General features: G+C 42.3%; 17 protein-coding genes. 11 read left to right on the top strand and 6 right to left on the bottom strand.

Going from position 1 to position 23,893, the window contains the following annotated elements:
• The first annotated feature begins 5 nt into the window (after nucleotides 1-5).
• The 5 genes from EJN84_RS05785 (at nucleotide 6) to EJN84_RS05765 (ending at nucleotide 10,842) form a co-directional block, all read left to right on the top strand.
• Nucleotides 6-1,637, top strand: a complete 1,632-nt coding sequence (locus tag EJN84_RS05785) for a glycoside hydrolase family 9 protein (RefSeq protein ID WP_129594525.1) — start codon at nucleotides 6-8, stop codon at nucleotides 1,635-1,637.
• 85 nt (nucleotides 1,638-1,722) lie between these two features.
• Nucleotides 1,723-4,581 (top strand): TIM-barrel domain-containing protein, encoded by a 2,859-nt coding sequence (locus EJN84_RS05780; RefSeq protein WP_129594524.1) that lies wholly within the window; start codon nucleotides 1,723-1,725, stop codon nucleotides 4,579-4,581.
• A gap of 2 nt (nucleotides 4,582-4,583) precedes the next feature.
• Nucleotides 4,584-7,082 (top strand): glycoside hydrolase family 2 TIM barrel-domain containing protein, encoded by a 2,499-nt coding sequence (locus EJN84_RS05775; RefSeq protein ID WP_129594523.1) that lies wholly within the window; start codon nucleotides 4,584-4,586, stop codon nucleotides 7,080-7,082.
• 283 nt (nucleotides 7,083-7,365) lie between these two features.
• Complete coding sequence (locus EJN84_RS05770; protein WP_129594522.1) at nucleotides 7,366-9,705, top strand: TonB-dependent receptor; 2,340 nt, start codon at nucleotides 7,366-7,368, stop codon at nucleotides 9,703-9,705.
• Nucleotides 9,706-9,717: 12 nt separating this feature from the next.
• Nucleotides 9,718-10,842: a PepSY-associated TM helix domain-containing protein gene (locus EJN84_RS05765; protein WP_238943940.1), complete on the top strand. Its 1,125-nt coding sequence runs from the start codon at nucleotides 9,718-9,720 to the stop codon at nucleotides 10,840-10,842.
• Between the two features lie 24 nt (nucleotides 10,843-10,866).
• Here EJN84_RS05765 and mnmD read toward each other — a convergent pair whose 3' ends face one another.
• The gene (gene mnmD, locus EJN84_RS05760) at nucleotides 10,867-11,577 is read right to left on the bottom strand and encodes a tRNA (5-methylaminomethyl-2-thiouridine)(34)-methyltransferase MnmD (protein ID WP_238943939.1); all 711 of its coding nucleotides are present in this window, start codon (nucleotides 11,575-11,577) and stop codon (nucleotides 10,867-10,869) included.
• A gap of 34 nt (nucleotides 11,578-11,611) precedes the next feature.
• Here mnmD and EJN84_RS05755 point away from each other — a divergent pair, with 34 nt between their 5' ends.
• Both EJN84_RS05755 and EJN84_RS05750 read left to right on the top strand, forming a co-directional pair.
• On the top strand, nucleotides 11,612-12,499 hold the full coding sequence (locus EJN84_RS05755) for a metal ABC transporter solute-binding protein, Zn/Mn family (RefSeq protein WP_129594520.1): 888 nt from the start codon (nucleotides 11,612-11,614) through the stop codon (nucleotides 12,497-12,499).
• A complete protein-coding gene (locus tag EJN84_RS05750) occupies nucleotides 12,492-13,274 on the top strand; it encodes a metal ABC transporter ATP-binding protein (protein WP_101486847.1) in 783 nt (260 codons plus the stop codon). The genes EJN84_RS05755 and EJN84_RS05750 overlap by 8 nt, the downstream gene beginning before the upstream one ends.
• A 13-nt stretch (nucleotides 13,275-13,287) precedes the next feature.
• Here EJN84_RS05750 and EJN84_RS05745 read toward each other — a convergent pair whose 3' ends face one another.
• Nucleotides 13,288-14,424, bottom strand: a complete 1,137-nt coding sequence (locus EJN84_RS05745; protein ID WP_129594519.1) for a carbohydrate porin — start codon at nucleotides 14,422-14,424, stop codon at nucleotides 13,288-13,290.
• A 796-nt stretch (nucleotides 14,425-15,220) separates the two neighbouring features.
• Between EJN84_RS05745 and EJN84_RS05735 the strand changes: the two genes are divergently transcribed.
• Nucleotides 15,221-15,781: a DUF3575 domain-containing protein gene (locus tag EJN84_RS05735; protein ID WP_238943938.1), complete on the top strand. Its 561-nt coding sequence runs from the start codon at nucleotides 15,221-15,223 to the stop codon at nucleotides 15,779-15,781.
• 80 nt (nucleotides 15,782-15,861) lie between these two features.
• Here the strand turns inward: EJN84_RS05735 and EJN84_RS05730 are convergent, their stop codons facing one another.
• Nucleotides 15,862-16,527 carry a M15 family metallopeptidase gene (locus EJN84_RS05730; protein WP_129594517.1) on the bottom strand — a complete coding sequence of 222 codons (666 nt, stop codon included), beginning with the start codon at nucleotides 16,525-16,527 and terminating at the stop codon, nucleotides 15,862-15,864.
• 45 nt (nucleotides 16,528-16,572) lie between these two features.
• Nucleotides 16,573-18,390, bottom strand: coding sequence for a DNA polymerase III subunit gamma/tau (locus EJN84_RS05725; RefSeq protein ID WP_129594516.1), 1,818 nt, complete (start codon nucleotides 18,388-18,390; stop codon nucleotides 16,573-16,575).
• Between the two features lie 121 nt (nucleotides 18,391-18,511).
• Here EJN84_RS05725 and EJN84_RS05720 point away from each other — a divergent pair, with 121 nt between their 5' ends.
• A complete protein-coding gene (locus tag EJN84_RS05720; RefSeq protein ID WP_165004098.1) occupies nucleotides 18,512-19,477 on the top strand; it encodes a DUF5106 domain-containing protein in 966 nt (321 codons plus the stop codon).
• A 213-nt stretch (nucleotides 19,478-19,690) separates the two neighbouring features.
• A complete protein-coding gene (locus tag EJN84_RS05715; RefSeq protein WP_129594514.1) occupies nucleotides 19,691-20,182 on the top strand; it encodes a TlpA family protein disulfide reductase in 492 nt (163 codons plus the stop codon).
• A 76-nt stretch (nucleotides 20,183-20,258) separates the two neighbouring features.
• Here EJN84_RS05715 and gpmA read toward each other — a convergent pair whose 3' ends face one another.
• On the bottom strand, nucleotides 20,259-21,005 hold the full coding sequence (gene gpmA, locus EJN84_RS05710) for a 2,3-diphosphoglycerate-dependent phosphoglycerate mutase (protein WP_129594513.1): 747 nt from the start codon (nucleotides 21,003-21,005) through the stop codon (nucleotides 20,259-20,261).
• Nucleotides 21,006-21,145: 140 nt separating this feature from the next.
• On the bottom strand, nucleotides 21,146-22,432 hold the full coding sequence (locus EJN84_RS05705; protein WP_129594512.1) for an L-cysteine desulfidase family protein: 1,287 nt from the start codon (nucleotides 22,430-22,432) through the stop codon (nucleotides 21,146-21,148).
• Between the two features lie 124 nt (nucleotides 22,433-22,556).
• Between EJN84_RS05705 and EJN84_RS05700 the strand changes: the two genes are divergently transcribed.
• Nucleotides 22,557-23,834, top strand: a complete 1,278-nt coding sequence (locus tag EJN84_RS05700; RefSeq protein ID WP_129594511.1) for a DUF2851 family protein — start codon at nucleotides 22,557-22,559, stop codon at nucleotides 23,832-23,834.
• The last annotated feature ends 59 nt before the right edge of the window (nucleotides 23,835-23,893 follow it).

The raw sequence follows: 23,893 nt of genomic DNA, 5'->3' as shown, positions 1-23,893 counted from the left end.
TCGAAATGAAAAAAAACTGGCTCATTTTTCTTTTAAGCATTTCGTGCTTAGAAGCATATGCTCAAAACACTTCGAACGTACGTTTTAATTCGCTCGGGTTTGTGCCTCAGCAAATGAAGGAAGCAACAATTATCAAAAAATGCGACTCTTTTGTTGTAAAAGATGCAGCAACTCATGAAATGGTTTTTGCCGGCAAAACAAGAGGCCCCATTTTTCAGCAAGATGTGAATCAAGAGGCATGGATTGCCGATTTCTCGGCGTTTACAAATCGCGGGAATTATTATATCGAACTTCCGGACGGTGAAAAATCGACAGTGTTTCCGGTTAATGAAAATGTATATCATGAGCCGTTCGAAACCGTCATGCGGGGTTTTTACCTGTGGCGATGCGGCACTGACGTTCATGGCAAGCACAATGGAGAAATATTTTCACATGCAGCTTGCCATTTGGATGATGGGTATGATGATTATCTTGGCAACAAGGGATTTAAACGTGACGGGACAGGCGGCTGGCACGATGCAGGTGATTACGGCAAATATGTTGTAAATGCCGGAATCACCCTCGGCATCCTGTTTATGGCATGGGAACATTTTCAACCGGATATCGAAAAAATTTCGTTGGACATTCCGGACACAGCTCCCAAATTACCTGATTATTTAAAGGAATTGAAGTGGGAAACGGATTGGATTTTGAAAATGCAATATCCCGATGGCAGTGGCCGTGTATCGCATAAGCTTACCCGTGTCGAGTTTGCACCTTTTATCATGCCGGAGGAAGATAAGGAAAAAAGATATTTTACCGAATGGAGTTCTGCCGCAACGGCTGATTTTGTAGCTATTACGGCAATGGCTGCCCGAATTTTCGCTCCATTTGATAAGGCCTTTAGTGAAAAATGTTTGAAAGCTGCCCGTCTGAGTTATCAATATCTGAAAGCGCATCCCGAAAATAAACCTTTTGTTCAGGGGGATTTTAAAACAGGTGGTTATCAAACTTCTGATGAAGACGACCGACTTTGGGCTGCTGCCGAAATGTGGCAAACAACCGGCGAAGAGGAATTTTTGAAAGATTTCGAAAAACGAGCCTCAAAAATGAATTGTCGAATTGACGAGGATTGGGATTGGGGAAATGTTTCCAATTTGGGTATGTTCACTTATTCCTTGTGTGAAAGAAAAGGTAAAAACAAAAATGTTGAACAAACCATTCGACAAAATATTATTGCAGTTGCTCAAAAAATAGTGAATAACGCTCAAAAAGATATTTATCGTCGTCCGCTAAAGCGATATTACTGGGGCTGCAACGGAACAGTAGCCAGACAAACCATCAATCTCTTTGTTGCGGATTGTCTCAATTCCGATAAAGTTTATAAAGAAACCGCATCGGATGCCGTTGCCCACTTGTTTGGACGAAACTACTACAACCGGTCCTATGTAACCGGAATTGGAATAAATCCACCGATGCACCCACATGATAGACGTTCCGGCGCAGACAAAAATAGAGCTCCGTGGCCCGGCTATTTGGTTGGCGGAGGGCATACGGCTACCGACTGGGTTGATGAACAAAACGATTACGCTCGTAATGAAATAGCTATTAACTGGCAAGCGCCGCTGGTTTTTGCATTGGGATGGATGTTGAAATGATTTTTGTAAATATCCTTCTAAAATCATTATGATTGATAAAAACAATCTTTTGTCGTCATAAACATAAAATTTTATTCCATTAATTATGAAGAACTTATATTATATCATTATTTTTATTTCGTTCGTTATATTTAGCTCTTCCTGTGCTTCCAAATCATTTCAAAGAGTGGAAAACGGAATTGTCCTTTCCATAAAAGGAAAGGATAGTATCCCTGCACAAAAAATTAAAATACAGGTTGTAAACGACAAAGTCGTGCATGTACAAGCAACAGCCGATAAAGATTTTTCGCAGGAAAAGAGTTTAATCACCGTTTCCAATCTCCAATATACGGATAAATTTAAAGTAAGTGAAACCGATAAAGAGGTGGTTTTATCGACTGATTCATTGACAGTAACCATAAATAAATCAACAGGCGAAATTGCATTTTTTGACAAGCAAAACAAACCAATCCTTCTCGAAAATAAGGGAGGAGGAAAAACATTTACACCCATCGAAGTGGAAGGCACAAAAGGATATACCCTTCGTCAGATTTTCGAATCACAGAACGATGAAGCTTTTTACGGATTAGGACAACACCAATCCGACGAATTCAATTATAAAGGAAAGAACGAATCTCTCTTTCAGTACAATACAAAAGTCTCAGTGCCCATGATTGTTTCCACAAAAAATTACGGAATTTTATGGGATAACTATTCATTGAGCAAATTTGGCGATATTCGCGATTATGGACAACTCAGCCAGTTTAAACTTTACGACAAAACCGGTAAAGAAGGCGGGCTTACGGCAACTTATGCGAATAAAGAAAAAACGATATCAAGAATCGAATCTGCGATTGATTATGAAAACCTTTCGTTGATAAAAAATTTTCCTGAGAATTTCGATTTGTCCGATGCAACTGTCGTTTGGGAAGGACAAATTGAATCTCCCGAAAGTGGAATTTATCGATTCCTACTTCATTATGCCGGTTACACTAAAGTGTTTTTGAACAATGAACCTGTGGTAAAAGAGCGTTGGCGTGCAGCATGGAATCCAAACGATTATAAATTTTCCTACAACTTTACAGCCGGTCAAAAAATGCCAATTCGCATCGAATGGAAGCCTGACGGCAATGTTTCGTATTTATCGCTCAAAGCACTTAGTCCGGTTGATGACGCAGAACAGAAAAAACTTTCGCTTTGGAGCGAAATGGGCAACGAAATAAATTATTTTTTCATCTACGGAAAAAATATGGATGATGTAATCAGTGGTTACAGAACCATTACGGGTAAATCGCAAGTAATGCCTCAATGGGCTATGGGCTTCTGGCAAAGTCGCGAAAGATACAAAACTCAACACGAACTCTTGGAAACACTCGCAAAATTTCGCGAAAAACAAATTCCCATCGATAACATTGTTCAGGACTGGTCATATTGGCCGGTTGATGCATGGGGTAGCCACGATTTCGACAAGCAGCGTTTTCCCGACCCAAAAGGCATGGTGGATTCGGTACACGCCATGAATGCAAAGATTATGATTTCGGTTTGGCCCAAATTCTATATTACTACCGAACACTACAAACAGTTCGACGAACATGGGTGGATGTATCGACAAGCCGTTAAAGACAGCATTCGTGACTGGATTTATCCCGGATATATCGGTTCGTTCTACGATGCTTACGCCGAAGGAGCCCGTAAATTGTTCTGGAAACAGTTGGAGCAAAAATTATATCCTCTCGGATTTGATGCCTGGTGGATGGATGCTTCCGAACCAAATATCCAAGACAATACCGATATGAATTATCGAAAAAAATTGTGTGGTCCAACTGCATTGGGACCATCCACCAAATATTTCAACGCGTATGCGTTGATGAATGCCGAAGCCATATATGACGGGCAGCGTGGTGTTGACCCCAATCGGCGGGTATTTCTTCTCACCCGATCAGGATTTGCGGGATTGCAACGCTATTCCACTGCCGTTTGGAGTGGCGACATCGGAACGCGTTGGGAAGACATGAAAGCCCAAATTTCGGCCGGACTGAATTTTTCGTTAAGTGGAATACCTTATTGGACAATGGATATCGGCGGATTTAGCGTCGAAAAAAGATACGAAAACGGACAACGAATTTTTGATAAAACAGGCATAGAAAATGCCGACCTGAAAGAATGGCGCGAACTTAACACCCGATGGTATCAATTTGGAGCTTTCGTCCCATTGTTTCGCGCTCACGGTCAGTTTCCATTTCGAGAGCCATTCAACATTGCGCCTGAAGATCATCCCGCCTACAAATCGATCCTCTATTATGATCGGTTGAGGTATCGACTTATGCCTTACATTTATTCGCTTGCGGGAATGACCTTTTTCAATGATTATACCATCATGCGTGCTTTGGTAATGGATTTTACCGATGATGCGAATGTAACCAATATTGGTGACCAGTATATGTTTGGAACGGCTTTCATGGCTTGTCCTGTTTATGAATACGGAGCACGAACCCGAAAAGTATATTTTCCGAATTGTGCAGGGTGGTACGACCTGTATTCCGGCACTTTCATCGACGCAAAGCAGTGGAAAACGGTAGATGCTCCTTACGAAAGAATGCCCATCTTCGTTCGCGCCGGCAGTATCGTTCCTTTTGGCCCCGAGATAGAATATTACAATCAAAAATTGCCTGACGAAATCACGCTTTATGTTTACGACGGACAGAATGGTTCGTTTACCCTGTATGAAGACGAAGCGGTAAACTACAATTACGAGAAGGGGAAATTCAGCATGATTCCTTTCTCTTTCGACAATTCCACAAAAACACTTACGATTGGAGAACGAAAGGGATCTTACGACGGGATGCTGCAAAATAGAAAATTTAACGTTATTTTTGTACAACAAAATTCTCCAAAACCTCTGGATTTCGAAACCAAAGGAATTGAAGTGAAATACACAGGGGAAAAAGTAACCATAAAATTATAGCAATGAAAAAAATCGGAATCTATCTCTTTGCATCGCTCCTAACACTGGCATGGAATGTTTCCGGACAAGAAAATGGGAGAAAGGTCAGCAGTTTCAACGAAGGATGGAAATTCCATTTGGGAGACGTTGCAGCGGCCTCACAGCCATCGTTCGACGACTCCGATTGGAGAAACCTCACTCTACCTCACGACTGGGCTATTGAGGGCTCCTTCAGCATAGATAATCCTTCGGGAGCCGGAGGAGGAGCACTACCCGGTGGTGTAGGCTGGTATCGAAAAACTTTTCGAGTAGATCCATCGACAAAAGGCAAACAGTTGTTTGTCGGATTTGATGGTGTGTACATGAATTCAGACGTCTGGATCAATGGACATCATCTGGGGTTTCGTCCCTACGGATACATTTCGTTTCAATATGACCTCACGCCTCATCTCCGTTTCGATGGCGAGAATGTAATTGCAGTCAGGGTCGATAACAGCAAACAGCCCAACTCGCGATGGTATTCCGGTTGTGGCATTTATCGAAATGTATGGCTTACGGAAACCGCTCCCGTGCATGTAGATAATTGGGGAACGTATGTTACTACTCCAAATGTGTCAACCGATAAGGCTACGGTGAACATCGTTACCACCATACGAAACGAAAAATCTTCTCCGGCAAATATCTTGTTGAAAACATCAATCATCGATCAATCGGGCAAGATTTTGGCTACGGCTCAATCGCCAAAAACAATTAAAGAAAACGATATTGCCAAAGAGGAACAACAATTAGTGCTTGACAATCCTCGGCGCTGGAGCATTGAAGATCCGTATTTGTACAAAATATGCACCGAGATTGTAGAAAAGGAAAAAACAATCGACACCTACACTACCCCACTCGGGGTCAGAACGTTTGTTTTCGATCCTGACAAAGGGTTTTCGCTCAACGGACAACCCGTGAAGATAAAAGGTGTGTGCATGCATCACGATTTGGGCTGTCTGGGTGCAGCGGTCAATAAACGCGCTATCGAACGGCAATTGCAAATTTTGAAGGGTATGGGAGTAAACGGCATCAGAACCTCACACAATCCGCCTGCACCCGAATTGTTGCAATTGTGCGACAGCATGGGATTTATCGTAATGGACGAAACTTTCGACATGTGGAGAAAGAAAAAAACCGCCTACGACTATGCCCAATATTTCAACGAATGGCACGAACGCGACCTCACCGATCACATTTTGCGTGACCGAAATCATCCTTCGGTGTTCATGTGGAGCATCGGCAACGAGGTGTTGGAACAATGGACGGATGCCAATGCCGACACGTTGGATATTCAACAGGCCAATTTAATACTCAATCTGAAAAGAGATCCTGCTTCGCTCCGATCGGACTCGATGAGCGTAAACGCACTATTGACAAAAAAACTCGCCGACATCGTCAGGAATCTTGACCCGACACGTCCCATTACCTCCGGCAATAATGAACCCAGCCCTCAAAATCATCTTTTCAAATCGGGAGCCATCGATCTGATCGGATTCAACTATCACCTCTCCGATTTCGATAATGTAAAAGTTCATTTTCCCGGAAAGCCGTTCATCGCAACCGAAACTACTTCGGCCTTGGCAACACGCGGATATTACAGAATGCCAAGCGATTCGGTCTATATCTGGCCATCGCGATGGGATTTGCCTTTCTCCGATCCATCCTATGCATGTTCGTCCTATGACAACTGCCATGTTCCCTGGGGTTCGACACACGAAGAGACTTGGCGAAAAGTGAATGACAATCCGTTCGTCAGCGGAATGTATATTTGGACAGGATTCGACTATATTGGCGAACCGACACCATATTGGTTTCCGGCTCGCAGTTCCTATTTTGGCGCAGTGGATTTGGCCGGGTTTCCGAAAGATGCCTACTATTTCTATCAATCGGTTTGGACCGACAAAACCATGTTGCACGTTTTTCCCCACTGGAATTGGGAAAAAGGGCAGCTCATCGACATTTGGGCTTATTACAACAATGCCGATGAAGCCGAACTTTTCTTGAACGGTATTTCACAAGGAGTTCGAAAAAAAGCACCAAACGAGTTCCATGTCGTATGGCGATTGACTTATCAACCCGGAACGATTCGGGTAGTTACCCGCAAAAACGGGAGAGAAGTCCTTTCGCAGGAAATTAAGACGGCAGGAGAACCCTATCAGATCAGACTTACACCCGACCGCAAAGAGATAGCAGCAGACGGTACGGACTTGTCATTCGTTACGGTGGAAATTTTGGATCGTGACGGGAATTTATGTCCGAATGCCGAAAACCAAATCTATTTCGAAATATCAGGCAATGGAAAAATTGCAGGCGTCGATAACGGAAGTCCCATCAGCATGGAAAGTTTCAAGGCACCTCAACGAAAAGCATTCTATGGCAAATGTCTGGTTGTGATTCAAAGCGATAAAACCGCCGACAAGATTCGCCTGACTGCTACCTCCAATGGTCTGAAAAGCGGTTCCACAATTATTGTATCACAGTAACTTTAGGAATATTGATATATCTTCCTTTCCGATAAAATCGCCGTTTACTGTTTTTAACGGCGATTTTTTTTTGTAACCATGCAGTCTCTCCTGTTATCTATTAATCCGCATTACAGAGAGATATTGATAGATTTAAACATCTCCCCTTTGTGTGGATAAAGAATCATTTTATACTTATTTGTTATTAGTACCGATTCCCAAAACCCATATATTTTGGTATTGCAGGTGGAATAGTCGGAAACTACTTTTGTAGCCGATTATCACTTAAACAATTTGCAAATATATGAGAAGAATATTACTAATGATGATATGCCTGTCAATGTCCATTCATGTGGCGATGGCACAAACAGGAATTATTGAAGGAATGGTTACGACCAAAGACGGCAATCCTGCCGAATTTGTAAATATATGGTTAGTTGGAACTACAAAGGGTACGACCGTAAATTCGAAGGGTTATTTCCGTCTCGATGATATAAAACCAGGCAATTACGTTTTGCGAGCGTCTTTCGTAGGACTGGAAACACAGACAAAAGAAGTGAAAGTAAAGGCCGGGGAAATCATAAAAACGTCGTTCGTTTTGACTGAGACCGGTCAGGAATTAAAAGAAGTTATAGTTACAGCCAATCCATCGAAATATGTAGCCGATTATCCGTCAATTTCACTTCGCTTAAAAACGCCTGTATTAAATATTCCTCAAAATATTCAGATCGTTACGAAACAAGTGCTCCGGGATCAGCAGATATTTGATATACTGGAAGGTGTTACTCGAAATGTGAGTGGTGCACGCAGAATGGAACATTGGGACAATTATGCCCTTATTTTTATGCGTGGTTCGCAGATAGCTGCTTATCGTAATGGCATGAATGTAACAATGTCATGGAGTCCTCAACCGGAAGATATGGGCATGGTTGAACGAATTGAATTTGTCAAAGGTCCGGCGGGATTCATGCTTTCGAATGGAGAACCGAGCGGATTCTATAATGTGGTGACGAAAAAACCGACAGGAATCACAAAAGGTGAGGCATCGATGACTGTCGGAAGTTTTAATACTTATCGCACAACACTCGATTTGGATGGTAAACTCGATCGTTCGGGCAAATTATTATATCGATTAAATATTCTTGGACAAGCAAAAGACTCTCAACGCCCCTATGAGTTTAACAACAGATTTTCGATTGCTCCGGTAATCAAATATCAGTTCGACAACAAAACATCCATAACGGCGGAATACACATACAATTACAATCAAACTTCGCCCATTGGAAGCAATTATTCTTTTTCGGCAAAAGGATATGCTGATCTACCGGTCGATTTTACTACAGCCGAACCAAACATGTCGCCTACAAAATTGAATGAACATTCAGCATTTGTCACCTTGATGCACAATTTGGACGATAATTGGAATTTTACCGGACAATTTGCTTATATTCTTTCACGGCAGGAAGGACAAAGTTTGTGGCCCACAGGATTCTCTGCAGATAAGGATACTCTTTATCGAGCAGCTTCCATTTGGGATTATTTGGGAGAAAGTAAAGTTGGTCAGTTCTTCATAAATGGTGATCTGAAAACAGGAGCATTGAGACACAGAGTACTCACGGGAATCGACATGAGTGATAAAGCATATTTTCACGACTGGGCTCAGAGCGGATCATTTGGGAAATTAAACATCTATTCACCCGTATATGGTCAGGTGCCGGCCTCGAGCTATCCGGAATATGACCGTAGGTTAAATATACGTCAGCGAGGGGTAAATTATGAAGAGTCGTATGTCGGCTACTATTTACAAGACGAAATAGCGATGCTCAACGATCGGCTTCGAGTAACATTGGCCGGTCGATATACCACAGCAACCAATACAGACCCTTATTCGGGGAAAGTTGATGCAAGCAGATTTACTCCTCGGGCCGGATTGAGTCTTTCAATAGATAAAAATTTATCCATTTATGTCGTATATGATCAATCATTTGTACCTCAAGCCGGATCGGATTACTATGGAAATAGCTTTAAACCTGTTACGGGATCGAATAAAGAAATAGGCGTAAAATATGATTGGTTTGACAGCAGTTGGGTATCGTCACTATCTCTTTATCAGATTGTGAAAAACAATGTTCTCACTGCCGATCCCGAACATACTTATTTTTCGGTACAATTAGGACAAACTACTACAAAAGGAATCGAATTCGACCTACGTGGACAGATAACGCAACAACTGAGCATGATGGCAAATTATGCTTACACTGATGGCAAAGTAACAAAAGATACGGATCCGAACAAAGTGGGCATCGCTACACCCGGATCTACTAAACACATTGCAAATGCATGGCTAACATATCGTTTTAGGGACAGCAGCTTCAAAGGACTTGGGATTTCGTTGGGAACACAATACCAGGCGGGAAGGACGGCATGGTATGTTTTCGATGGAACCAGTCAATTACTTCCCGATTATTTCAGGCTGGATGCAGCAATTTCCTATCAGGCTCACAGATTTTTGATCGCTCTCAACATCAATAATATAACCAATCGATATCTTTATTCCGGGGCATATTACTCATATGGCGATTTTTATTATTGGCAATCTGAACCTAAAATGAATTCTCGCCTAAATATTACTTATAAGTTTTAACGGGAAATGGGCATGAAAAGATTTTTTTATCAAATACACTTATGGCTCGGGCTTGTATCCGGGCTATTGGTGTTCCTTATATCCATTACGGGGGCACTTTATGCTTTTCAGGAAGAGATATCCGGATTAGGGAAATATCACAAAGTTGAGGTGCTTGATGTGCCAAAATTACCTCCGTCGCAACTGCAGTCTGTAGCCGAAAGAGTTCTTCCGGGAAAAACACTTCATTCCGTCAAATACAATGGGAAAGGAAAATCGGCAGAAGCTATTTTCTATGGGTATAATCCCAATTATTATTATATTGTTTATATCGATCCTTATAGCGGAAAGGTGCTAAAGGTGAAGGATATGAACAAAGATTTCTTTCGATTTATACTAATGGGCCATTTTTATCTCTGGTTACCGCCACAAATTGGACAACCATTAGTAGCAGGATCAACTTTGATTTTTCTCATTGTCTTAATTTCAGGAATTATTGTCTGGCTACCGAAACGATTTTCTCAACTGAAAAAAAGGCTTACGCTAAAGTGGGGTAAAAAAGTGAAATGGCAACGCGTGAATTACGATTTGCACGTTGTTGGAGGAATTTATGCTTCCATTTTTGGATGTGTGTTTGCATTCAGTGGTTTGGTTTGGGGATATCCTTGGTTTGCCGAGGCAGTTTATAAATTTGCAGGAGGGGACAAAAGTCTCACGTACAGCGATGCAGCGCCCAAAAACAATTTATCGTCATCATCGACTATTGGTGAATCCATCGACAAAATATGGCTTCTGATGCAGAGAGAGTATCCCAATGCCGCCTCCATAGAAATACATCCTCCTCGAAACGATTCCACATTGATTGCTGCAAATGCCACACAAGCAGACGGGAAATATTGGAAAACTGATTATAGATACTTCGATTGCAACACCCTTACCGAGATGAGCGTCGGCAACCTGTATGGTCGTTTTGCAGATGCCGACACGGCAGACAAGTTAATGCGTATGAATTATGAAATTCATACCGGCGCAATATTAGGCCTTCCGGGAAAAATAATTGCCTTTTTCGCGAGCATTTTTATCGCGGGTCTTCCGATAACCGGATTCGTCATCTGGTGGAGAAAAAGAGGGAAAAAGGAAAAAAGAAACCCTGTTTAACTTGACAGGTCTGCATTTTCCTCATTATTCTTTCCTGCCTCTCAGCATCTCGCGTTTTCCCGGAGGACCGGGAAGCCTCTCAACGACAAATCCCGCAGTTTGCAATGTTCGTCTCACCTCACCTTTGGCGCAATATGTGGTGAAGATGGCATCACAAGAACAGAGAGAGAAGATCTTTTCGAAAATCTCCAATGTCCACATTTTCGGCTGTTTATCGGGAGCAAACGCATCATAAAAAATCACATCAAATTCTGTTTGTGGATCAAATTGTGCAGGTTGCGAAAGGTCGAAACAATGCTTGACGAGTGTAAATTGGGATGTTATTTCAATTGGAGTTTCCCAAGGTGAGGAATGAAGCAGCGTAAATGTATCGGAATGTTGAGGCGCAATCAGCGACGGATAGTTCAAAGCCGACACTTTCTCGCGGGAGAGTGGATATCTTTCGACTGTGTGATAAATGATTTTTATCCCTCTCGATTCGGTTTCGAGCAACGAAAGAAAGGCATTCAAACCTGTCCCGAACCCTACTTCAAGCAAATGAATTTGGTCTTTCTCGCACGCTCGCAATCCTGCTTCGATATATACATGCAACGATTCTTGCAGGGCTCCGTGAGTTGAATGATAATGTTCGTCGAGAGTCGGTACATAAAGTGTATGCGATCCATCTTCCGTAATTTCGATTTTGAGTTCTTCCATTTGCAACAAAAATATGAAATCTTTGTTAGTATTTCGCATATAGGTAGAATTTCTTACTTTTGTTAAAAAAATAATGAAGACAAATCAAATTGCCGTATGGACTATACTTTCTTTAGCTTTATTTGTGGGGTGTCAATCGGACAAAAAAAGCGATCAGAAGGTGCTTTCTGTAACAATTGAGCCACAGCGATTTTTCCTCGAAAAAATCGTTGGCAACAGCTATCGAATCAATACGGTCGTACCTCCCGGTGCAAGTCCCGAAACGTATGAACCAACTCCGGCCATGATGCTTGATTTGGCTGAAAGCGAAATGTATTTCAAGGTGGGTTATCTCGGATTTGAAAATGCGTGGACAGCCGATCTGGCAAAAAATAATCCTAAAATGACAATCGTCGATTGTTCGCGAGGAATTGATTTGATTATGGGTGAGCACGATCATGGTTCGGACGAGAAAGACATTCATCGCTCGCCGGCACCCGATCCCCACGTATGGTCTTCACCAAAAACAGCAAAAATATTTGCCGGAAATATGTATCGAGCTCTCGTGTTTGCACATCCCGATAGCACCCGGTTTTATAAAACCAACTTCGAAAAGCTCGAAAAAATTATTGACGAAACGGACAGTATTGTTTCCGGATTGCTTCGCACTGCACCTTCACGCAGTTTCATCATCTATCATCCTGCATTGAGCTATTTGGCGCGCGATTACGATCTCATTCAGCACAGCATCGAGTTCGAAGGCAAAAATCCGTCGCCATCGCAAATGAAATCGCTTGTGGATGTTGCTAAAAGCGAACAGGTGAAAGTAGTTTTCATTCAAAAAGGATTCGACCGGAAGAATGCCGAAGTTGTGGCTCGGGAAGTAGGAGCCAAAGTATTCGAAATAAATCCGCTTGGCTATGAGTGGGATAAGGAAACGATTCGCATCGCCGAAATATTGGCAGGGAAAAGAGATGAATAAACTGATTGAAATAGAGAATTTGACCGTTGGTTACGAAAATAAACCCAACGTGATACACGACGTTAACCTTACGGTGTATGATCGCGATTTTTTAGGAATCATCGGTCCAAACGGAGGTGGAAAGACAACTTTGCTTAAAGCTATACTTGGTTTGGTAACGCCATCCTCCGGATCTATCAAGTTTTATGAAAACGGAAAACAGGTAAGTTCGATTAATATCGGTTATTTGCCACAAATCAATCAAATCGATCGGAAGTTCCCCATAACCGTGCAGGATGTCATCTTGTCGGGGCTGACCCCTTCGGGTCGAATCGTTAAGCGCTATACAGCAGCCGATAAACAAAAAGCGCATCACACGGCCGAACAGTTAGGCATAGACGATTTGCTGAAACGCCCTATCGGTGAATTGTCCGGAGGACAATTGCAGCGCGTATTGCTTGGAAGGGCTATTGTGGACAATCCCAAACTGATTGTCCTGGATGAACCAAACTCGTATGTAGATAAACTCTTCGAAACCAATTTCTACAAACTGTTGGGAGAAATCAACCGGGACATATCCATCGTGCTTGTTTCGCACGATATTGGCACCATCATTTCTCTTGTAAAAAACATTGCCTGCGTCAACGGCGATTTGCATTATCATTCGGGAGCCGATATTTCACCGGATTGGTTACAAAAAGCGTATGACTCCTGTCCGATTGAAATTCTCGGACATGGATCGCTGCCCCATCGGATACTGCTTGAGCACGATCATGATGAGTCCCATCGCGATTGATGGAAAATAGCGATTAAAATTCGAAACCGAACCGCAAAAATGCGGCCAAAACATTTTTCAGTCCGCTGCTTTTCCCCGATGGATGTATGATATATTGGATATCCGGTTGCAAATAAAAATATCTCAATAAAGGTTTGTGCCAGGTGAGTTCGATAGCTGTTTCGCTTTCGTTGGCATGTGCAAGATGAGCATGTGCAATGGCAATGCCAAGTTCATCGTCGTGAGTCTTGCACAAAAATCCCGTGAAGTTCATTCCCGCTCCCAGATAGAAATCGTTAGCACTTACTTCTGATGGACTATAGCCGATCTGCAAAAAACCATTTATTTTTTTATTGTTCAACTGCCATATTTGTTGATCGATGATACCATACAGCCCCCATGTGTTGGTATCGAGCGAATCGGGAAGGTTAATGAAAATGCGTTCAATGACATGGTTGTGAGCAAAAATGCCCAGTTTATACGTTCCGGGCCATTGTTTGTTTTGCGAAAGATATTGCATTTCACTTACACCTAAAATGCCGTCTCCTTTTTTGAACTGCCAATTGATATTATACGGGTTCTTTCCGAAATCGGTTGGAGTGCCATCATATACTCCATTGAGCCAGATGAAACGATCCGATATTTGCCATTTTGCCGTAATACCGAGAGACGTGAGCGGAAAAATTGGTGCGTGTAGATTCAGCGAAAAAGTGGGTGGGATGCCAAAAGAACTATTCAAAAAAAGTCCGCCGTTTTCGGTATTGGCAAATTCAGCATTCATATCTTGTAATCCGACGGTCAATTCCACTTTTTCGAAATGATGCCTATACCATAATTCCTGCAAATAAATGTGATTTCCGGCTTCGATGTTCGAAGCTGTTTGCAAGTCGCCAAACATATTTTCCGAAGGCGTTTTTCCATGTGTATTGGCTGCATTGATAAAAAACTCACCATCTATCCACAAATCGGCTTTTTCGGTATCAAAAGTGAGGTTGAGGTTGGCAAAACCCAAATAGTTGTAACCCGTTTTTATTCCGCCCGACAAATTGAACACATTTTCACCGACGTAGCTTGCAGTAAATAGGAAAGGCGAAGCCTGTTTTGTAGAATCGTTATCTGCTTGCAATGAAACTGCTATTACCAACCACAGAAAAATCAAATTTTCCCTCATAAGCGACTTAACTTTCTAATCGTCGCAAAATTATCATTCAATTATGAGGTGCAAAATAGCAAGAAGTAACTAAAAATAGGAGTAAAAATCACTATTATTGATGAGACCTATCGTCGATAGACACCATCTGTTGCTCTGTATAATTAACGATTCCGGATTTATAACAACGGCTATTTCATCTATTAAGAATAGTAAAAGCAGAAAAACTGCCGTTTTTTCAATTGGCCTTTCTCGAATAAAGAGAATTTAAGCATGCACCACATCGAAAAGTGCGATTTTGTCTTCGTCGTAAGTCATCCCGCGTCCGACCTGCAACATATCCATGTCGTTGTAATGGCCTGCTGATGCATAGCGATAAAGATCGGAATCAATGTCAAGGATGTCAGAATGGATTTCTGAAATTGAAGAGCAAAAATCGCCCGAATTTCATTCGAACCAAGTACGACGCAAGTACGACCCAAATACGACGGAAACATGAACTGAAGAATGCATGACAAATGGTCAAAAAAACCGAATATTTTTTTTTGAGATAACGAAAACTCACCGGTCTGTGGATGTTATATTTTTTTCGTGTAATTATTGCAAAAATGGCGATTGTTTCCGAAAAAGCTGATTGTGTATATTTCGAAAACGAATGACGTAAACGGAAACTATGTCTGCAACATAAAATTTCATATTCCGGAGGAAAATTTTCACCGATTTATATATAAATTGACATTAATCATGTATATTTGCGTAGATAGTCAAATGATGTTATTTCTAATTTAAATTGATGAAGATGAATACATTTCGAAAAATGACTATAGTCCTTTCTCTGTTCACGGGACTATCCTTAGGCTTAACTGCACAGAAAACCGTTTTGAAAACCAATGCTCCATATTGGTTGACCGCAACACCAAATTTGGGAGCGGAATTTGCAGTGGCCGACAAGGTGAGTGTGGAATTATCGGTAGGATTCAATCCGTTTAAATTCGGAGACAATAAACAATTGAAACATTGGGTTGTATGGCCTGAAGCACGCTATTGGCTTGATGAAACGTCCAACGGTCATTTTTTCGGAGTGCATGGCGTTGGCGGACAATTTAATATGGGAGGTTTGGATATTCCGATTTGGAAACTGGAAAACCTGAAAGATCGGCGTTATGACGGATCGGCCATCGGTATAGGCGTAAGTTATGGATATCATTGGATCTTGAATGACCGATGGGGAGTGGAGGCCACGCTTGGTTTAGGATATGCCCGGTTTGATTATGACGTGTATTCGTTGGGTGAAAATGCTTCCAAAACCGGGGGAAACCGGAAAAATTACTTTGGTCCAACAAAGGGTGCCGTTTCTGTTATATACGTCATCAACTAAATTAGGATTAAACGCGCTTTTTTTCATGCGAACCAAACGCATTTTTCTTGCCTTGCCCATCAATTCTATTGATGAAATCGCTATCGTTTCTCGAAATGGTGATCGTCGTAATATTTCGAGAACGAATGTCCCCAACGGAAGCCGCGTTTCCGAAATTCTTCGACAACCGGATGTCCGGTGAAAAATGTGCCGTTGACGGTGGTATCTCTAACAGCACCGGCAGGTTCGTTGGGTCGATTCCCGATTTTCCGGCGAAGCGGGTTAAATCGAGGATTGATATCGACAGCCAAGCCTTGAGCGTGTTTGGAATATGAAACATTGCGATAACAAAAACTGTACGAATTGTTATCTTCCATCGAAAGACTGTCATCCCAATTGTAGCGCACAATCGGGATGGCTTTTTCTACTACAAAATTATGCGATAACATGAAATCGAACATTTCCGAAAGATCATCGGCTATGTGGCGATGCGTAAGGATTTGTCCCTGATGAATACGACCATCGGTAGAAACGTAGTGTACTGTGATCAGTTTTAGTTTATCGATTATGTATTCCGGAGCGGATGAACCGGAAATGGCTTCTGCAAACGAATAATCGCTATCGATGATGGTATCCGGCACAGATTGCGATTGACCGGAATCCGTTCTCTCTATTTTTTCGCTTTCGCCAACAGATTGCTTCCTGCTATGGTTACAAGCCACCCCTATCATCAAAAAACAGAGTAACAAGAATTTCAATTCTTTCATCTCACGGAGATTCTGAATATTGACGAAATCAAGATAAATCAGTCGTCAACTCAATTCGAGTCCAAATTCGTCCGACAGTTTTTGCAGTGCGGGATTCTCGTCAACCATCGCATCGAAAATTTCGCGTTGCGAAAGAGGTTTCTTGATATCAGAAGTTTCGGCAATGGAAAGGATCATCGTAATATCATCGTTTCCCAATTTTTCACGCAAAAACGAGAGAATGCGCAAGCTGTTGTCCTCGAGAAACTGTTTGCTGATTTCGTTACTCACCTTCACTTCGAACAACGATTCGTTCAGCATTTGTGGTTTATAGAGGTTCATGGCGTTTTGGAGCAATTTCTCCTCAGTCAATCCCGCAGTAAAGGCATTCCAGGCATCAATCAACTCTTTTTCGGAATATTGATCGGAGCGACCGGTTTTCGTGGCAGGTGTCAAATTGGATGCAGCATTTTGGTGCGCATCTTTTTTCCCGCGAAGCGACGAAATAGATACACCGATGCCATCGAGCGAAGAACTCGCTTTCTTGACAGGTTCTTTGGCCGATCTTGTGGTTCGCGAGTTAGCTTCATTCGCCCTGGTATCAGATTGATAGGATTCTGTTGTAGCCGAATCAGGTTCATGTAACACATTCTCTGTACATTCCGAAACTTTTGAAGGAGATTGTGCAGCGGATTTCGAGCCGTTTTTCGGATCGGAGGTAAGCGTTCGCGAAGAAGGTTCTACGGGTTTAAGTGCGTTTTTTGTTTGCTGCGAACTTACCTGTGCCGAATTATCCGACAACTGACACAAACGGATAAAGGCCAATTCGAGCATCAGTCTTTTGTTTTTGCTCAACCGATAATTCAAATCGCAATCATTGGCAATTTCGATAGCTTGATACAGAAATTCGTTGCTGCACCGCTTTGCAGTCTCGATATAACGATCGCGGATCGAGGCCCCTACTTCGAACAATTTTGCCGTCTGCGCATCTTTACATACCAACAAATCACGAAAATGCGAAGTTATTCCGGTTATGACGTATTGCCCTTCGAAACCATGATTGAGAATGTCGTTGAGAATAAGCAAACAATCTACAACACTTCCTGAAAGTATAGCATCGGTTAGCCGGAAATAGTATTCATAGTCGAGCACATTCAAATTTTCGATTACGGCCCGGTAAGTGATGTTTCCCGAGGTGTAGCTCACCACCTGATCGAAAATAGACAATGCGTCGCGCATACCTCCGTCAGCCTTTTGAGCAATCACGTTGAGAGCTTCGGGTTCAGCATTCACGCCCTCCCGATCGGCAATGTATTGAAGCTGGCGAACAATATCGGCAACAGTAATTCGGTTGAAATCGTAAACCTGACAACGCGAAAGAATAGTGGGGATAATTTTATGCTTTTCGGTGGTTGCCAATATAAAAATGGCATGAGCAGGAGGTTCTTCAAGCGTTTTCAGAAACGAGTTGAAAGCAGCCGTCGAAAGCATGTGCACCTCATCGATAATATAAACGTTGTATTTTCCTATTTGAGGCGGAATGCGCACCTGATCGATCAGCTGACGAATATCGTCAACGGAATTGTTGGACGCAGCATCCAATTCATGAATGTTGTAAGATCGCTGTTCGTTGAAGGCCACACACGATTCACATTCGTTGCAAGCCTCGTTGTCAGCCGTTCGATGAAAACAATTAATCGTTTTGGCAAATATGCGGGCACACGTAGTTTTCCCTACACCGCGAGGGCCACAAAACAAATAAGCATGTGCCAACTTATTCGAAGCAATGGCATTTTTGAGCGTCGTTGTCAGCGCCTCCTGTCCTACAACCGATCGGAAAGTGGATGGGCGATATTTTCGTGCCGATACGATATATTTGTCCATTTGTGCGAATATTTCTTGTAAAACACAAATGTACAAAATTTATCGGTTTTATCTCGAGTCCGATTTAAATCGAAACTATCCGTTTTTTTTTATACCTTTACCACAGAAAACCGAACCGAAGATGAAAACCCATTATATCATACTTTTGATTGTCTGTTTTGTTTCGGCTTGTTCTTCGAGCAAGAAGACACAATCGGAAACCGCTTCAGAAGATTGGAAAACCTACGCACAAACTCTTGCCAAAGACACCTTTTTATTACCCGAAATACCGGATACGATGACGGAGTCAAACGAACGAGCCCTATTTTTGTGTATGCACTATTGGGATCGTTTCGATTTCACGAACGAAAAGCTCATCGACCGGCCCGACATCACCGAGCAGGCTTTCGTCGATTACATCAATGTGCTAAGTTATGTTCCCGAAAATGATGCCAAGACCTCACTCGGAATTACTATTGAAAAAGCCTCTGCAAACAAAGCGATGCTACACCATTTCGCGTCGCTGTTCGAAAAATATTATTACGGCCCTCATTCACCTTTTCGAAACGAAGATATGTATTTGGAAGTGCTTCGACAACTTGTTAAATCGCCTGTTCCCGAAAAAGAAAAAAAATCGATATACGAATTTCAATTGGAAATGATACAGAAAAATCGGGTGGGATCAAAAGCAAACAATTTCGATTATACGGTAGCTTCGGGTAAAACAAGTGATTTATATTCCCTTCAAAGCGATTACCTCATACTTATTTTTATCAACCCGGGATGTAACACCTGCAAGGCGGCCATTAATAGCATTCTCACTAACACCAACATTCAATCGGCAATGAAAAGGAATAATGCAAACCGTACTTTTCTCTCGATTATGACGATGTATCCCGGTGATTCCTACTCCGAATGGACGGAATATTTAAACGAATTACCCGCCGAATGGATCAATGCTTACGACAAAAACGGCACGATCTTCAAAAAAAGATTGTACGATATCCAGGCTACGCCTGTTATTTATTTGCTGGATAAATCGAAAAAGGTGATTTTGAAAGATGCCTCCGTTGAAGAATTGTCGAGATTCTTTTCCTTAGACAGATAACACACTACAATACAATGCTCTAACAAGCACAAATTAACACGAATAAATATTTGAAAACATATATTGTAGGATATTTTTTTGCTCATTACGGAATGTAACGTACCTTTGCAAGCAATTTTTTAACAATCAGCCATTGGCGAATGGCCAAAAAAGTATCTCATCCACTGCGTGAAGCATCCGGTGAGATAGAGTATTAATTTAAAATAGAACTATATGAAGTACGTGAACTTTTGCCTCATCGCATTGGGTTCGCTTATTTTGTCGTCAGGGTCAATCAAGACCGACAAGCCTTCCATAGGTTATCATCCGGGAGAAATTCTCCCGAATATCGTATTGCACGATGCGGAAGGGAAAAACATCGACTTAAGCGAATATAAAGGCAAAAAAGTAATGGTAAACTTTTGGGCAGCTTACGACGCCCAATCCAGAGCAAACAATGTCAGGATACATAACTTATTGAAGAACAATTATCCCGACGTCACGCTTCTCTCGATATGTTTTGATGAAAGTCGAAGCGTATTCGAAAAAACGGTTCTCTGGGACCAACTCGAAAACAACTCGCAGTATTGCGACACGAATGGAATCCGATCTGAAATCTACAAAGAGTTTCAGTTGAACAAGGGATTCAAGAATTATTTAATTGATGAGCAAGGTGTGATTCGGGCCATGAACATTACTCCGGATCAACTGAAAGCCATCCTTTAAATAAAAATCTTCACACACCAAAAAACGGACACTAAAGTTTTTAGCGTCCGTTTTTTTTTGTTGGTTTCTTTCGAAGTTATTTTGCCTTTCCCTGATTGGCAACTTCATCCATCAGTTTTTTGATTACTTCGGGATCTCCCAGGAAATAATCTTTCACAACGTTCAAATTGTCATCGAATTCGAAAACATAAGGCACACCCGTCGGCAGATTCAATCCCACGATATCGTTGTCCGAAATGTTTTTGAGATGCTTCACAATGCCGCGCAAACTATTGCCATGAGCAGCAACAATAATTTCGTTGTAATTATTAAGGCTTGGCAAAATAGTGTCGTTCCAATAAGGCAGAATGCGTTCCACCGTATTTTTGAGCGCTTCGGTCAACGGAAGATCTTTTTCATCTACTCCTTTGTAGCGCGGATCCAAAAAAGGTGAACGAGGATCGTCCTTGGCAAGTGGTGCAGGCGGAACATCGTAGCTGCGACGCCAAATCAAAACCTGTTCTTCACCATATTTTTCGGCCGTTTCGGCTTTATTCAAGCCTTGCAACATCCCGTAATGTTTTTCGTTGAGACGCCAGGTTTTCTCTACCGGAATCCAATCCAAATCCATTTCGTCGAGCACGATATTCAATGTTTTGATAGCTCTTTTCAGATAAGATGTATAAGCCTTTTCGAAATGAAAGCCTTCCTTTTTGAGCAACTTGCCGGCCTCGTGAGCTTCCTGAATGCCTTTTTCGGAAAGATCGACATCGGTCCACCCCGTGAAACGGTTTTCCTTATTCCAAACGCTCTCACCGTGACGAATTAAAACTACTTTTTTCATATTTTTCGAGTTATTTGTTGATGAATAATCGGTTTTGTGAATGATGACACAAAACTACTCAAAATCATCGAAATTTCCGAATTTCAACCTCTCAAAAATGCGAACAAGACAATTCGTTTCGCTCAAGCAAAGCGAAGCAGTCATTTTTTTGTCATAATATCCAAAACAATTTTGTCGGTTTCGGTCATGCCCTTATTCCCGATCAGTGCGAGATTTCGAATGGTCTGATCAATATCGTCGTCGATGATTCCTTCCTGCGACGAGACCACCTTATCCTCCACTGCCATCAGCGCCGACAAAGTTGCGGTGGAAACTCCACTCGCAATTTTCAGGGCGCAGCTCGGTTTGGCTCCGTCGCAAATCATGCCGGTGATATCGGCAATCATATTCTTGGCCGCATACGTAATCTGCTCATAGCTTCCGCCCATCAGCCGGGCGATGCCGCAACAGGCACCGGTTGAAGCCACCACACATCCACAAAGAGCCGAAAGTCGCCCCAAATACTGCTTGATGTAAATCATGCACAAATTACTCAAAACCAAAGCACGGACGAGTTGCTCTTCAGAGCAATTGGTATTTTCGGCATAAGTCGATACCGGAAGTGTTGCGGCAATTCCCTGATTCCCACTTCCCGAATTGCTCATCACGGGCACCATCGCGCCAGCCATTCGGATGTCGCAAGCGGCAGCTGTAGCCGCAACCATACGACTGTGAAGATTATCACCGAAGATATTCCTCCCTCTTTCGCTCAAAATTGTGGTTGAAACGCTGTGCCCGTAGGTATCATTTTTTGCAGCCTCCGATGCTTCGCGATTCATTTTTGCGGCGGCCAGTATGAAGTCAATTTCATTGAGTGGAGATTCGATAGCGAAATCGTAAACTTTTTTGAATGTTAATTTCAAATCATTATCCGATTCATCCTTGCGTTCGCGCATTGCCGATTTTTCCAATAACGTTAGCCCATTTTTCCCGACAAAAATAAAACTCGTGTGGTCGCCGCAAATAATGGCTTCCGATAAATCCTTTCCCGATTGACATCGAACGCGAATAAACAATTTGTCGGTTTCATTCTTTTCGAGGCAGATATGAATTTTGCCTTCGGCAATCATCTTTTTCCCTTTTTCCACATCATCAGCCGTAATGTCTTTGAGCACCTCGAGTCCATAAGCCGATTTTCCGGCAATAGCACCCAAAGCAATCGCAATCGGCAAACCGGTCATGCCTGTTCCGGGAATTCCGACCCCCATCGCATTTTTAACGACATTTGTACTGAGCGACACCTCAATCCGGTCCGGAAAATTTTCGAGCGTTTCTACAGCCCGTGCCGTGCATAAAGCTACAGAAACGGGTTCGGTGCAGCCGATTGCGGGAACGATTTCACGACGCATTAGCGCACCGATTTTCATTCTTTCATTCAAAGTCAACATCAGCGTGGGTTTTTTAAAGTACAAATGTACTACAATATCACTCTTGGACAGACAAAATCGAAGTATCTTTTTGAAATGCCGTAAATTCATGCTATTTTTGAAACATAGAAACATTTCGGAAAAAATGACTAACCGCGAGGAACTACTGCACTACTGCTGGAAATTTAAACTGTTCGCGTCAGAAAATTTAATTACGACCGATGAACAAAAGATTGAAATAATTGACACCGGAACGTGGAACAACAATGCCGGACCCGATTTTTTTAACGCCAAGATAAGGATCGGCGAAACCGTTTGGGCCGGAAATGTAGAGATTCATCGTTCATCGGACGAATGGACGAAACATGGGCACCACAAGGATAAAGCTTACAATTCGGTAGTGCTGCACGTGGTAGAGTACGACAAGGGCGATGTTTTCAACGAAAAAGGACAGAAAGTTCCCCAACTTGTGATCCACGTTTCGGAAAAAGTGAAACAAAATGCCGACTTTTTGCTGTTTAGCGATGTCGTGCTGCCCTGCAGATCACAGCTTACCGATCTTCCCAAAAGCCGGACCGACGCATGGCTCACAACACTGGCCATCGAACGGTTGGAACGAAAGACAAATGACATTTACGCACATCTGAAGAGGTTCAATAACTCATGGGACGACACATTTTATGTGTTGTTGGCACGAAATTTCGGATTCGGGCTCAATTCCGACGAATTCGAACGACTTGCTCTGAGCCTGCCCTATAGCTATATTCGCAAGCATTCCGACAATCTGTTTCAGGTAGAAGCGTTGCTTTTTGGACAAGCCGGCATGCTGGAAGAAAATGTGGCAAACGACGATTATTATTTCGAACTGCAGCGGGAATATCAATTTCTGAAAAAGAAATTCATGCTTAAACCTTTGGAAGATGTCCATTTCAAAAAACTTCGCACCCGACCGCAAGGATTTCCGCAAGTCAGAATAGCCGAATTGGCAGCGATCATCCAACAATCGGATCGATTGTTTTCGGCCATTCTCGAAAAGGAAGACCCTTTGCAGTTGCGAATGTTTTTTCAGATTAAGGTTTCGGAATATTGGCAAACTCATTATTCTTTCGGAAAAACATCTAAGAAAATATCCAAATCATTGGGTGACAATTCGCTCGATGCCATTCTCATCAATTCGGTTGTTCCCCTTCTCTTTGCCTACGGCAAACAAAACGATATCGAAAAATATACCGACAGAGCCATTCACATCCTCGAAGCTCTGAAGCCCGAAAGGAACAGCATCGTCCGGGATTTTTGCGCCGCCGGGATTGAGCTGAAAAATGCTTTTGATACACAGGCGTCAATTCAACTCTACAGGGAATATTGCCAAAAACGAAAATGTCTGTACTGCCGTTTTGGGCATCACATCCTGTCCACCCAATAAAGTTTTAAAAGGACCTTCACAAAATCCGATTTTACGATTTTTCAGATATAAATCTCCTA

This window comes from Seramator thermalis (genome assembly GCF_004138125.1).
In the GTDB taxonomy this organism is placed as follows: domain Bacteria; phylum Bacteroidota; class Bacteroidia; order Bacteroidales; family Dysgonomonadaceae; genus Seramator; species Seramator thermalis.
The sequence above is the reverse complement of the archived record's forward strand: the minus strand, read 5'-3'. Positions and strand labels throughout refer to the sequence as shown.